The 13,801-nt window shown below is 68.8% G+C and carries 7 protein-coding genes; 6 read left to right on the top strand and 1 reads right to left on the bottom strand.

What is annotated here, in order from left to right:
• Positions 1-41: 41 nt before the first annotated feature.
• The 3 genes from OG413_RS36205 (at position 42) to OG413_RS36195 (ending at position 6,455) form a co-directional block, all read left to right on the top strand.
• Complete coding sequence (locus tag OG413_RS36205) at positions 42-2,852, top strand: DUF5682 family protein (RefSeq protein ID WP_266812912.1); 2,811 nt, start codon at positions 42-44, stop codon at positions 2,850-2,852.
• Between the two features lie 712 nt (positions 2,853-3,564).
• Positions 3,565-4,494 (top strand): LysR family transcriptional regulator, encoded by a 930-nt coding sequence (locus OG413_RS36200; protein ID WP_266812910.1) that lies wholly within the window; start codon positions 3,565-3,567, stop codon positions 4,492-4,494.
• 62 nt (positions 4,495-4,556) lie between these two features.
• Positions 4,557-6,455, top strand: coding sequence for a condensation domain-containing protein (locus tag OG413_RS36195; RefSeq protein WP_266812908.1), 1,899 nt, complete (start codon positions 4,557-4,559; stop codon positions 6,453-6,455).
• A 143-nt stretch (positions 6,456-6,598) separates the two neighbouring features.
• Here the strand turns inward: OG413_RS36195 and OG413_RS36190 are convergent, their stop codons facing one another.
• Positions 6,599-7,687 (bottom strand): NADH:flavin oxidoreductase, encoded by a 1,089-nt coding sequence (locus tag OG413_RS36190; RefSeq protein ID WP_266812906.1) that lies wholly within the window; start codon positions 7,685-7,687, stop codon positions 6,599-6,601.
• Between the two features lie 388 nt (positions 7,688-8,075).
• Between OG413_RS36190 and OG413_RS36185 the strand changes: the two genes are divergently transcribed.
• The 3 genes from OG413_RS36185 (at position 8,076) to car (ending at position 13,761) form a co-directional block, all read left to right on the top strand.
• A complete protein-coding gene (locus tag OG413_RS36185) occupies positions 8,076-8,867 on the top strand; it encodes an SDR family oxidoreductase (RefSeq protein ID WP_266812904.1) in 792 nt (263 codons plus the stop codon).
• A gap of 119 nt (positions 8,868-8,986) precedes the next feature.
• Positions 8,987-10,183, top strand: a complete 1,197-nt coding sequence (locus OG413_RS36180; RefSeq protein ID WP_266812902.1) for a cytochrome P450 — start codon at positions 8,987-8,989, stop codon at positions 10,181-10,183.
• Between the two features lie 176 nt (positions 10,184-10,359).
• The gene (car, locus tag OG413_RS47000; protein WP_323137972.1) at positions 10,360-13,761 is read left to right on the top strand and encodes a carboxylic acid reductase; all 3,402 of its coding nucleotides are present in this window, start codon (positions 10,360-10,362) and stop codon (positions 13,759-13,761) included.
• Positions 13,762-13,801 lie beyond the last annotated feature (40 nt).

Here is a 13,801-nt window from a genome sequence, read left to right as displayed (position 1 = left end):
GCCCCGTGAGCCCCGTGAGCCCCGTGAGCCCCGTGAGCCCCGTGAGCCCCGTGAGCGAGGGGGCGACTTTCGAGGCATTGCGGTCGCAGCTCCAGGAAGCCGCCGCGGAGTTCGCCGACGGCCCCGACGCGCTGGAGGGCATCCTCCTCGGCCTGGTCGACGACGTCGACCGGGCGGTGCGCGAACCGCTGGAGATCTTCCCCGTCTGCCACCACTCGCCGGCCTCCGCGACGGCGATGGCCAGGCGGCTGCGGGAGAAGCGGCCCAAGGTCGTCTACCTGGAGCTGTGCGAGGACATGGCGCCGCTCCTGTCCGAGCTGCGCAACTGCAGACTCCCGGTGGCGGTACAGGCGTTCGCCGGCGAGATCGACGGCTTCCCGGCCGAATGGGCCCCGCTGTCCGTCGTCGCACCGATCACCGAGGCGTCGGCCGAGTACCAGGCGATCGCCTACGCGCTGGACACACCGGGCGTCGAGCTGGTCCTCGTCGACCGTTCCTCGGACCACGTGTTCCAGTGGCAGACGCGCGGGGCGCGCTCCGCCCGGCCCGCCGACCCGGACGCGCCGCACGCCGAGGAGGAGGCGGCGCTCCACGGCGACGCGGTCGGCGTGGAGATCGGCGACCTGCGGCCCCGTTTCGCCGAACTGGAGACGCATCTGCTGCACCACGGCAGGGTGCGGCACTGGTCGGAGTGGTGGCACCAGTACGTCGAGCTGCCGCTCGGGGACAGCGACCACGACACCTACCGACAGGTCATGCTGCTGATCGGCAGCCTCTTCCGGCGTCTGGCGCCCGGGGACCCCGACCGGGTCCGCGTGGACGAGGACCGGGAGCGCTACATGTGGACCCGGATGCGCGAACACCTCGCCGCGTCCGGCACCGACCCCGCGGACTGCCTCTACGTCTGCGGCGCGTTCCACGCCTCCAGCCGCGTGGCGGAGTTCGGCGTCCACGGCACCGGCGGCTTCGAGATCAGCCCGCCCAGCGCCACCACCTGGCAGCACGGCCTGATCCCGTCCAGCCACACGGCGATCGAGGCCCAGTTCGGCCTCGCCGCAGGCTCCGTGTCGATCGCCGCCGCCCAGTGGAGGATGAACCTCAAGCGCAGCAAGGTGAAGCCGTTCCGGCTGGCAGGACAGGCGGGCACCAAGAAGCCGGCGAAGTCCCGGAAGGGGGCCGCCGCGGCCGTCCCCGGCGCGGCGGCGGACAGCTCCACGGACAAGCTCTCCGGTTTCCTGCGACGCCCGCCCGCACTCGACCGGCTGGACGAGGCCGAACTGCTCGGCTGGTCGGTCGAGATCGTGCGCTCCGCGCGCCGCAACGGCTACCTTGCCTCCACCGCCGACGCGATCGCCGTGTTCGAGACGTCGATCCTGCTGGCCGGGATGCGGGACCGGGCCAGGCCCACGCCGTACGACTTCCAGGACGCGGCGATCACCTGCATCGAGAAGGAGACCGTGCCCGGCCGGCGCGACGTGCGCCGCCTCGTGGAGATCATGATGGGCGGCGACCGGGTCGGCCAGGTCGGTTACGACTCCCTGCCGCCGCTGGCCCGCGACGTCCACGACCGGCTGGAGCCGCTGAATCTGCAGCTCCAGCAGCGCGGTGTGCGCCGCGCGTTGCTGGACATGTCCTCCCGGCCGGAGCTCACGCACTGCTCCGACGTGCTCTGGATGCTGCGCCGCCTGATGCCGGACGGCGCCGCCCGGCCGATCATGGGGGAGCGGGAGCTCGGAAAGCGCTCGATCCAGGAGTCCTGGGACCTGGCGCTGGGCACCCACCAACGGGCGCTCATCGAGCTCGGCTACGAAGGCGTCAGCATCGAGCAGGTCCTGGAACAGCGCCTCCGGCGCACCGCCTACGCACCGAACGCGACCACCGCCACCGTCCTTGAGGCCGTCGAGGACGCGGTGCTGTACCTGCGCGGCGGACGCCTCGCCGACGAGCTGGGCACCCGCGCCCTGGAGGTGCTGGCCACCGAGCGCGGCGTCGACGGGGCGCCGGAGGTGCTGCGCCGGGTGCGCCGGCTGCTGGCGTACTACCGGATCAGCCGGCCGGTGCTTCCGTCGTGGATCGAGTCCTTCGCCAAGACGGGGTACGCGCACTACTGCACCCTGTTGCCGACCGCGTTCTCCGACGAGGAGGCGACCGCCCGTCAGGTCGCCGCGATGCTGGGCTTCCTGTTCAGCATGGAGAGCCTGGCGCTGTCGCTCGGCTGCGACCGTACCCAGCTGGAGCTGGCGTTCGCCCAGTCGCATCCGCAGGAGCCGCCCAAGGTGGCGCTGCTGTGGGCGGCGCAGGTGCAGCTCGGGCAGCTCTCCCGTACGGAACTCCGCGCACGGTGTGACGCGTTGCTGGCCAACCCCTTGGTGGTGCGGGTCTATCCGCGCTACCTCAGCGGATTCCTGCACGCGCTGGACCCGGTGCCGCAGCTGGCCGACTTCGTCGTGGAGGCGGTGTCGAACGCGTTCGCACGGCTGCCGGATCCGGTGCTGCTGCCCTGGCTGCCGACCCTGATCGGCACCCTGCGTGCGGACGGCGCCGAGCTCGCCCCGCTGCTGATCCGTGAGGCCGGACGGGTTTTTCCCGGCCGGCTCGCGGCACTGGACGCGTGGGTGCCGCCGTGGCAGGCCCTGCCGGACACGGGGGCGGCACCCCAGGCACCCGCCGGGGGCAGTCGCGCCGTGCTGCTCGCCGCCCACCCCGCGACCTGCGACACCGTGGCGGAGCTGCTCGGCTGCGACGGAACGTGGGACACCTCGGCCCCCGGCCCGTCGTCGGGCGGCGTGGCCGTCGCCGGCCGTCACCCGGACACGGCGGCGGCACTGGAGGCACTGCTGACGCACGCCTGACGCCGGACACCCTGATGCCGAGGGGGGCAGGCAGCCCCGCACGGCGGGCAGGCTCTCGGCGGCGCCCCGGAAAATCCGGGGCGCCGCCCGCTGCCCGCCGCCCGACGCTCCTGGGACTGCTGAGGGCGCGCCGGGCGGTTACAAGACACCCGCCCCGCCGTCGGCGCGTGGCCCGGCTGGCCGGAATGACACGGACGGTGGTCCGGCCTACCACACAGCCGACACCTGGGCGGGTAGCCGGTGAAGCACCGAGCCGCGTTGCGGAGCGCTGACAACACCAGTGGTGGGCCTGCCCTTTCCGGCGCACCGGCATACAGAGCTGATCTTCTCGGCGCTCCCGTGAAAGCCACCCGGCGGCGCTCCGACCGTCCTTACCGACGAATCCCTTTGGCCACCTGACGATTGTCCAAATAGTGGGGCACGTCCGAAAACGCGATCATCCTAAGGTGGAGAGGTTCCCGACTTCCTGCTCGTCGCCGACCGGGGCTGAGGAGAGTTGTCATCATGGCCATCGTCCATGTGCCCATTGTTCGCGCGCCTGTAACGTTTCCGGGGCCGGGGCATGTCCGGCACGCCTGTTGCGAGAGCTGGTCGCGGTGACCGAGACCGCAGCTTCCGGTCGTGACGCCATCGACCCGGAATCGGACAACGGCGCCGCCGCATATGACATCCGAATGGTCGGACTCCGGGAAAAGGTCTCCGGACGTGCACGGTGACCGATCGCCTGGGCTTCAGCCTTACGCAATTGCGTTATTTCGTTGTATCCGCTGAGCTCGGCAATATATCGGAGGCTGCGGAGAAGCTGTGTGCGTCACAGTCAACGGTTTCCTCGGCCGTGATGAGGCTGGAACGGCAGCTCGGTGTGCAGCTGCTGCTTCGCCATCATGCCCGCGGGGTCACCCTCACTCCCAGCGGCCGGCATCTCCTGGGGGAGGCGCGCGCGTTGCTGGGGCAGGCCCTGAGCCTCAAGGCCCAGGGTGATGCCCTGGCGAGCGACACCGCCGGCCGGCTCGACGTCGGGTTCTTCTCCTCGATCGCCCCTTTTCTGCTGCCCCTGGTCTACCGGACGACCAAGGAGCGCTATGTCGCGCTGCAGCTGAACGTCTACGAGGAATCCGCGGATCGGCTCCTGGAGTTTTTGCAGGATGGCCGATGCGAACTGGCGGTGACGTATGACTTCTTGTCGGTCGGCTCCAAGTTCCACCCTCTGGTCGATCTGCCCGTTCACGCCCTGGTGGCCGACAGCGAGCCGATCGGCAGGGCAGGCTCCATCGGTTTGGGGGAATTGGCCGACCGCCCGCTCGTCGCCTTGAATGTTCCGGCTGTCCTCCAGCGTTTCGAGGAGATGTTTGCTCGCGCCGGCGTTCGCATGCCGCAGGTGATGACGACGACGAGCATGGAGACGATGCGCGGGCTCGTGGCCGAGGGTTCCGGGTTCGCGTTGATGTATCAACGCGCCTCGAATGCGATGACGTTGGGTGGCGGGAGGGTTCGGGCGGTGGAGATCTCCGGGGATATGCCTTCTGTGTCCCTCGGCGTGGCCATGATGCCCGATCTGACTCTGAGCAGCCGAGGGAAAGCTTTCTTCGAAGTGCTGAGATCGGCAGTCTCGGTCAGCCACGAAGCGAACTCCCTCGCGTGAACCGGAAGACCCTTCGGCGTAACTGTTGAGAAGAAATCCATGTGACCGTCGAGGAGTGTCCCGTGCAGCCCACTTACCGTACGAAACGCGGTGCCGAACAGGTCGTCGTCCTCTCGGCGAGCACTCCCGAACAGCTCTCGGCGTCCGTCGACAGGCTGGCCGGGTTCCTCGACCGCCACCCCGACACCGACCTCGCCGACCTGGCTTTCACGCTCCAGGCCGGACGGGCGGCGATGACCGAGCGGTACGCGGTCGTGGTGTCGTCCACCGCGGAACTGAGGACCAGCCTGCGTACAGGCCGGGGACGCCGGGGCACCGTCGAGGCTTCCGGCGGTCTGCTCGCGCGGATCACCGGTGACAGCGCCCTGCCGGAACTGTTGGCACAGCGGTGGATCGCCGCCGGAAGGCTGTCCAGCCTCGCGGCACTGTGGGCGTCGGGCGTCGAGGTGGACTGGGAGCGCCTGCACCGGGGGGAACCACGCCGGGCTGTGTCGCTGCCGACGTACCCGTTCGCCCTCCAGCTCACCGACGTCCCACAGCTCACCGACGTCCCACAGCTCACCGACGTCCCGCCGCTCACCGACGTCCCGCAGTTCACCGACGTCCCGCGTGAGGACTCCGGCGACGACACCTCCGTCACCCCGCCTCGCCACGTCGAATCCACCGACGGCCCGCGCCCCCACCTCATCACGGGCACGGCGGGCGAACGGTGGAACCTCTCGCGCGGCCAACTGGCCATGTACCGGGACCAGCAGCGCTGGCCGGAGCCGACCGCCTTCAACCTCCCGATCCTCTTCGAGATCCACGGCGGCCTGGACGAAGCAGCCCTGGAACGGGCGATCCGCGCTCAGACGGAGATCCACCCCGTGCTGAGCGCCGTCTTCGGTGAGCGGGACGGTGTGCCGTACATGGACATCGACCCGGCCAGGGCCCCGTCGTTCGACCGGGTCGGCCTCGCGGCCACCTCACGCGTCGAGCAACTGGCCGAGCTGCGGGAGCTGGTCGACGTCCCGTTCGACCTGGCAACGGGCCCGTTGGTCCGGACACATCTGGTCTCCCTCGCCGGACGGCGTCGCCTTCTGATGATCACCGTGCACCACATCCTGATGGACGGTACGTCGACGGCGGTCCTGATCCGCACGCTCAAGGACGCCTACCGCGGCAGGGGAAGTCTCAGTCGCGCCACCTACGGCGACTTCGTCGCATGGGAAGAGGCGCTGCTCACTGGCCGACGGGCCCAGCGGCACCGGGACTATTGGGTCCGTGAGCTGGAAGGACCGCGTACGGCACTCGCGCTGCCGTACGACCGTCCGTACGACCCGAAGCGCATGCCCCGCGTGGACGTGGCGATGATCAAGCTGTCGCCGACGCTGGTCACCGCACTCGCCGACCGAGCGAAGGAACACCGGGTCAGTGTCGCCACTGTGCTGTTCGCGACGTACGTGCGGTTCCTGCACCGGCTGACCGGGCAGAGCGACCTGATCCTCGGCTTGACCGCGGCCGCCCGCTACGAGGAGCGGTTCAAGGACGTGGTCGGCCAGTTCGTGAACTGTCTGCCCATCCGCTGCGAGGTCACCGGCAGCTTTCCCGAGCTGCTCAAATCCATGCAACGCAAGGTGGTCGCCGGTATCGAGCATGGCGCCTATCCACTGCTGGAGATCACCCGCGCGCTGGGAACGGAAGGCGAACCGCTGGTACTGACGAACTTCCTGTTCCAGAACTTCGACGGAGCCGATCTGCTCACCAACGATGCCCCGGCCGGCCGGGGCGAGTTGGACCTGCGGATGTTCGACGACCTGCCCTACGCCGGAGAGTATGTGCTTTCGATGGAGTTCTATCGGGAGGGCGAAGGGTACAAGGTCTTTCTCAAATATGATGCGAACGTATTCGACGAAGCCACGGCGCGACGCATGTTGGGTGAGTGGCATTCGGTCATCGGGAATGAGCTGGGCGCGCGATAAGGAGCCATCGCGGTCGCTGCCGAGCTTCCTGGGAGGCGCTTCGGCCACGACTTAGTCCCGCACCACCGGTGTGCCGGGTCCGTCCTCCACCACGACGAACCCGGCATCGGCATCATTGAGCACTACCGCTACGCGGGCAGCTGTCAGGCCAGGGTCTTGAGCACCGCCGGGTCGTAGGGGGCGGTCGGGGCCGGCTCGCCGCGCAGCGCCTTTGCCGCCCAGTCCGGGTTGGCCAGCAGCGTCCTGCCCACCGCGACGAGGTCGAACTCGTCGCGCTCCAGACGGGCCACCAGCTCCTCGATGCCGGTCACCCCGGCCTTCGTGGTGAAGCCCTGGGTGAAGTCGCCCTCACCGTACTGCTGGTTCAGGCCGACCGAGCCGACCGTCACGGTGGCCTTGCCGCTGAGCTTGCGCACCCAGCCGGCCAGGTTGAGGCCGCTGCCGTCGAATTCGGGCTGCCAATAGCGGCGGGTGGAGGCGTGGAACGCGTCGACACCGGCGTCGGCCAACGGGGTCAGCAACTGCGCCAGCTCGTCCGGACTCTCCGCGGTACGGGCCTCGTACCGGCCGACCTTCCACTGGGACAGCCGGAAGAAGACCGGGAATCCCGGACTGACGACGGCGCGGATCGCCCGCACGATCTCGGAGCCGAAGCGGGCGCGGGAGGCCGGGGCGCCGCCGTAGCGGTCCGTACGCCGGTTGGTACCGCTCCACAGGAAGTCGTCGATCAAGTAGCCGTGCGCGCCGTGCAGTTCGACGCCGTCGAACCCGAGTCGCTCGGCGGCCGCGGCGGCATCCGCGAAGGCGGCCACCGTGTCGTCGATGTCCCGCTGGGTCATGACTTTCCCCGTCGGCGCACCGTCCAGCCCGAGCCCGGACGGCCCCTCGGCGGGTGGCTCGGCAAGGGTGCGCACCACCCCGGTGTGCCACAGCTGCGGAATGATCTTGCCGCCGGACTGGTGCACCCGCCGCGCCACGTGCGCCCAGCCGGCGAGGGCCCGCTCGCCGTAGAAGTGGGGAACGTCCTCGTACGCGCCGGCGGCGGCGCGGTTGACGTAGGTGCCCTCGGTGATGATCAGCCCGACCTGGTTGGCCGCCCGGCGGGCGTAGTACTCCGCGACGTCCGGGCCCGGCACGCCGCCGGGGGACTGCATTCTGGTCATCGGGGCCATCACGATTCGGTTGGGAAGCATGAGATCGCCCACGGTGAACGGCTCGCCCAGGCTGGCCATTGTTCCTCCCGAGTTGTCGGCACAACTTGCATAAACATTCCGTGTGCGTCTGTTTCCCCAACTGGCAAATCGCCTTCCGCTGTGTGGAAAGCGTTGTGGCCGCACGCCGGTAGCCCATGATTATCGGCCCTGCTGATCGTCACGTCCAGTCGGCGATGATGTGGCAGAGGTGCCGTTCGGCCATTGGATCGCATGATGCGATCCAATACATCGACATAATCAGCTTGACCGTGTCAGCGAGATCATTGATAGTGGTTCAAGTGATTCCGCGTCGCCATGATCGACTGGAATGAACTCCCATTCTTAATCGCAATCGAGAATTGTTTCCTCTTGCCGGTCTATGTCGCGGACAGGGTTGTTGGAAAAAGAAAGGGGGGTGGAATCCAGGATGAGTCAGAATCGCCTTGCCGCACAGATTCCCAAGGATGTGGAAGGTAAGCGGGCCGTGGTCACCGGCGGAAGCCGCGGGATCGGTGCGGCCATCGTGCAGAACTTGCTCGACGCCGGTGCCAACGTTGTCACCTCCGCCCGTAACGCGACGGAACACACCCCGTCCGGAGCGACGTTCGTGAAAGCCGACCTCAGCACGCCGGACGGTGTGCGCGCGTTCGCGGATGTCGCGCTGGAGACGCTTGGCGGAGTGGATATCGTCGTCAATAACGCGGGTGGATGCCGGGCCTTTCAGAGTGCTCTGGACATCGAGAACGACTGGCAGTACACGATGGACATCAATTTTCTCGCCGCCGTCCGGGTAAATTCCGCACTCGTTCCCTCCATGCGCGCGAGTGGAGGCGGGGTCGTCGTACACATCTCGTCCATTGCCACGATCGCGTCCTACCCGATGATCCTGCATTATGCCGCCGCCAAGTCCGCACTTGAGACATACAGCAAGGGTCTCGCGGCCGAGTTGGCGCCGCAGGGTATCCGCGTCGTCGCCCTCTCTCTGGGTAATGTGATGACACCGGGAGCGGACGAGGCGCGCGAGAAGATTGTTGATTATCTCGGCAGTGATGCGGATTCGGATGCGGATACGGATGATTGGGCCGACGAAATTCCGCTGGGGCGGCTCGGCCAGTCGCAGGACATCGCCGAGGCGGTCGGCTTCCTGGTCTCCCCGCGCGCTTCGTGGATCACCGGCAGCACTCTCGTCATCGACGGCGGGCGGATCGCCGCCCTGTGACCTGTGGCGAGGTGGTCGCCCCCGACGAACCATCGGAATCACGACCTCAGTTGGATCAGTAACCACGTATTCATCGGTAACCGTTTGCCAGGACTGGCAGGACTGGAAGGACTGACACGATGACCGCGACAGGGGAAGGGGTTCGGGCCTACCCGTTCGGTCCGATCGACCGACTCGACGTGGACCCGAAGCTGGCCGAGATCTGCGGCGAGCAGCCGGTACTGCGCGTGAGCCTGCCCTTCGGCGGCGACGCCTGGCTGGTCACGCGGCACGCGGACGTCAAGGTGGTACTGGCCGACCCCCGGTTCAGCCGCGCCGCCGCCGTGGGCGATCACGTGCCCCGCACGGTCGCCGTCGGTCTGCCCAGCACCTCCATGCTGAGCATGGACCCGCCGGAGCACAGCCGACTGCGGCGCCGGGTGGCCAACGCGTTCACCGTGCGCCGTATCGAAGCGCTGCGCCCGCGCGCCCAGGAGATCGTGGACGGCCTGGTCGACACCATGGTCGCCGCAGGGCCGTCCGCCGACCTGACCAGGACGCTGACCTGGCCGCTGCCGATCACGGTGATCTGCGAACTGCTCGGCGTGCCCGTCGCCGACCGCGACCGGTTCAACGACTGGGTGGACGGCCTGCTGATGCTGTCCGATCCGGCCCAGTCCGCGCAGGCCCGGGGCCATCTCAATGAATACCTCGCAGGTCTGATCGCCATCCGCCGCGCCGACCCCACCGACGACCTGCTCGGCGAACTGGTCACCGTACGGGAGGAAAAGGACCTGCTCGCCGAGGAGGACCTCGTCAGCCTCGGGGTCAGTCTGCTCTCCGCCGGGCAGGAGGCCACCGCCAACCAGCTCGGCAACTTCGTCTACACGCTGTTGACCAACCCCCATCTCTGGCAGGACCTCGTCGCCGATCCCGGTTTGATACCCGACGCGGTGGAGGAACTCTCCCGGATCATCCCGATCAGCGCGACCGCGGGCTTCACCCGCATCGCCACCGAGGACGTGGAACTGAGCGGGCAGATCGTTCGCGCCGGCGACGCGGTGGTCGCCGAGCTGGGACTGGCCAACCGGGACCCCGAGGTGTTCGACCACCCCGAGGAGATCGACTTCCACCGAGGGGCCGTCCCGCACCTCACCTTCGGGCACGGCGTGCACCACTGCCTCGGCGCGCAGTTGGCCAGGATGGAGTTGCGCATCGTGCTGGAGACCCTGATCCGCCGCCTGCCCGGTCTGCGCCTCGCGGTGCCGGTCGACCAGATGTCGTGGCGGACCGAACGTCTCATCCGCGGGGTGGCCGCGCTGCCGGTCACCTGGTAGCAGCACTCATCAGGAGTTGCACGGGCCACGGTGTCGATGCGGCGCGCGTCGGCACCGTGGTCTCCGTGAGCAAGGCGGTACGGCCGCACGCTCGGTCGGCACATGCGATTACGTGCTCGGCGACGTCCATACGCGCGACGCGCCGACATCACTGGGACGCTACGGGAGGGCTGTTCATGGCCGTACCACTGGACGCGATCACCGCGGCGGTGCGTGATCCGGACAAGGGGCTCGCCGAGGTCATGGCGACCGTCATGGAGGGCTACGGGGACCGGCCGGCCCTCGGTGAACGCGCCAGAGAACCTTCGACGTCGCGTCTGCTCCCGAGGTTCGACACCGTCAGCTTCCGCGAGTTGTGGGCACGCGTCCGTGCCGTCGCCGGCAAGTGGTACCACGACCCGCACTATCCGTTGGTCGCCGGTGACCGGATCTGCGTCCTGGGCTTCACCAGCATCGATTACGCGACACTCAGCCTGGCGTGCATCCACTTGGGCATCGTGTCCGTGCCCCTGCAGCCCAGCGCGCCGCTGTCCCAGTTGCGCCCGATCATCGCGGAGACCGAGCCGCGCGTCCTCGCCGCGAGCATCGAGCGCCTGGACACCGCTGTCGAAGCCGTGATCGAGGGAACCGCGATCGAGCGCCTGCTCGTGTTCGACTACCGCCCCGACGTCGCGGACCAGCGCGAAGCCTTCGCGTCCGCCCGGCGGCGCCTGGCCGAAGCCGGCAGCCAGGTCGTCATCGACACGCTGGCCGCCGTGACCGAAGCCGGAACCGGCCTGCCGCACCCTCCCTTGTTCACCGCCGAGCCGGGCGACGATCCGCTGGCCATGCTCATCTACACCTCCGGCAGCACCGGGACCCCCAAGGGGGCCATGTACACACAGCGGCTGGTCGGCACCGCGTGGTACGGATTCACCTACGGCGCGGCGGGCGGGCCCGTGGTCTGCATCCACTACATGCCGCAGAGCCACCTGGCCGGCTGCTACGCGCTGATGGGCTCGCTCGCCCGGGGCGGTGTCGGCTACTTCACCGCCAAGAGCGACCTGTCCACCCTGTTCGAGGACATCGCGCTGGTCCGCCCCACGGAGCTGACCATGGTTCCGCGCATGTGCGACATGCTCTTCCAGGAGTACCAGAGCGAACTGGACCGGCGAGCCGGCGAGCCGGGTGACGTCGAGGCGGCGGTCAAGCGGGACCTGCGGGAGAACTTCCTGGGCGGGCGCGTCACCAAGGCACTGGTCGGCACCGCCCCGCTGTCCGCCGAGATCGCGGCCTTCGTCGCGTCCTGCCTGAACGTCCACCTGTACATCGGTTTCGGCTCCACCGAAGCCGGCGGCCTGCTGCTCGACTCGGTGGTGCAGCGCCCGCCGGTGATCGACTACAAGCTCGTCGACGTACCGGAACTGGGCTACTTCGCCACGGACTCGCCGCATCCGCGCGGAGAACTGCTGCTCAAGACGGGCGCCATCATCCCCGGGTACTACAAGCGGCCCGAGGCCACCGCCGCGGTCTTCGACGAGGACGGCTACTACCGGACCGGCGACATCATGGCCGAGCTCGGACCCGACCGACTGGCCTACGTCGACCGCACCAAGGACGTACTGAAGCTTTCCCAGGGCGAGTTCGTGGCCGTCTCCCGCGTGGAGACCGCCCTGCTCGGCAGCCCCCTCGTCCGGCAGATCTTCGTGTACGGAAACAGCGAGCGCGCCCACCTCCTCGCGGTGGTGGTGCCCACCCCGGACACGCTCGACAGGGGCGGCGAGGACATCGAGTCGCTCAAGCCGCTGCTCAGCGAGTCGCTCCAGCGGATCGCCAAGGAAGCCGAGCTCAACTCGTACGAGATCCCCCGCGACTTCCTGATCGAGACCGAACCCTTCAGCGCCCGTAACGGCCTGCTCGCCGACAGCCACAAACTCCTGCGCCCCAAACTCAAGGAGCGCTACGGCGAGGCACTTGAGCGGTTGTACGCCGAACTCGCCGACGGGCAGGTCACGCAGCTGCGCGAGCTGCGCCGGTCCGGTCTTGACCGGCCGGTGCTGGAAACGGTCGGCCGGGGAGCCCAGGCACTGCTGGGCTGCCCGGACACGGACCTGCGCGCCGACGCGCACTTCACCGACCTGGGCGGGGATTCCCTGTCCGCGCTGTCCTTCTCCTACCTCATGAAGGAGATCTTCCACATCGAGGTTCCGGTCGGGGTGGTCATCAGCCCGGCCAACGACCTGGCACAGGTGGCGAGATACATCGAGGCGGAACGCGCGTCCGGGACGACGCGGCCCACGTTCGCCTCCGTACACGGCGAGAACAGTTCCGAGGTCCGCGCCGGTGATCTCACCCTGGAGAAGTTCGTCGACGCGTCGACGCTCGCCGCCGCCCCGACGCTGCCCCGCCCCGACGGTGCCGTGCGGACCGTCCTGCTGACCGGAGCCAACGGCTACCTCGGCCGGTTCCTGTGCCTGGAATGGCTGGAGCGGCTGGCGCCCGCGGGCGGCAGGCTGATCTGCGTCGTACGGGGAAGCGACGCGGCCGCGGCGGCGAAGCGGCTGGAGCGGGCCTTCGACAGCGGCGACGCCGAACTGCTCCGGCGGTACCGGGAGCTGGCCGACGGGACCCTGGAGGTCGTCGCGGGTGATCTCGGCGAACCGCACCTGGGCCTGGACGAGGGCACGTGGGACACGCTGGCCGACACCGTGGACCTGATCGTCCACCCGGCCGCCCTGGTCAACCACGTACTGCCCTACGACCAGTTGTTCGGACCCAATGTCGTAGGCACGGCCGAACTGATCCGGTTGGCGCTCACCACGCGGCTCAAGCCCGTCACCTATGTGTCCACCGTCGCCGTGCAGGCCGGCGCCGCGGCCGGGGCTCTGGACGAGGACGCCGACATCCGCGGCACCAGCCCGGTGCGGCCGATCGACCGGAGTTACGCCAACGGGTACGCGACCAGCAAGTGGGCCGGCGAGGTCCTGCTCCGGGAGGCACACGACCTGTGCGGCCTGCCGGTCGTGACCCTCCGCTCGGACATGATCCTCGCGCACAGTACGTACCAGGGGCAGCTGAACGTGCCCGACATGTTCACCCGCCTGGTGCTCAGCCTGGTCGCCACCGGTATCGCGCCGGGCTCGTTCTACCGGACCGGGACGCGCACGCACTACGACGGCCTGCCGGTCGACTTCACCGCCGAGGCCATCACCTCGCTGGGCGCGCGGGCCACCGAGGGCTACCGGACCTACAACGTCCTGAACCCGCACGACGACGGCATCTCGCTGGACACCTTCGTGGACTGGCTCATCGAGGCCGGCCACCCGATCCAGCGGATAGACGATTACGGCACTTGGCTCGCCCGCATCACGGCCGCGATCCGCGCCTTGCCGGAGAAGCAGCGCCAGCACTCGCTGCTGCCACTGCTGGACGCCCTGGCCCGGCCCGAGGAAACCGTCCCGGGCTCGGCGATCCCCGCCGAACGGTTCCACGCCGCCGTGCGGGCCGCGAAGATCGGCCCCGCCCAGGACATCCCCCACGTGTCACCGGCCCTCATCCGCAAGTACGTCACCGACTTGCGCCGGCTCGACCTGCTCTAAGGGGGACAGCCCTTGGCTGTCCCGCATTCAACGAGACACA

This window comes from Streptomyces sp. NBC_01433, assembly GCF_026340105.1.
GTDB lineage: Bacteria > Actinomycetota > Actinomycetes > Streptomycetales > Streptomycetaceae > Streptomyces.
This window is presented reverse-complemented; position numbering and strand designations above follow the sequence as displayed.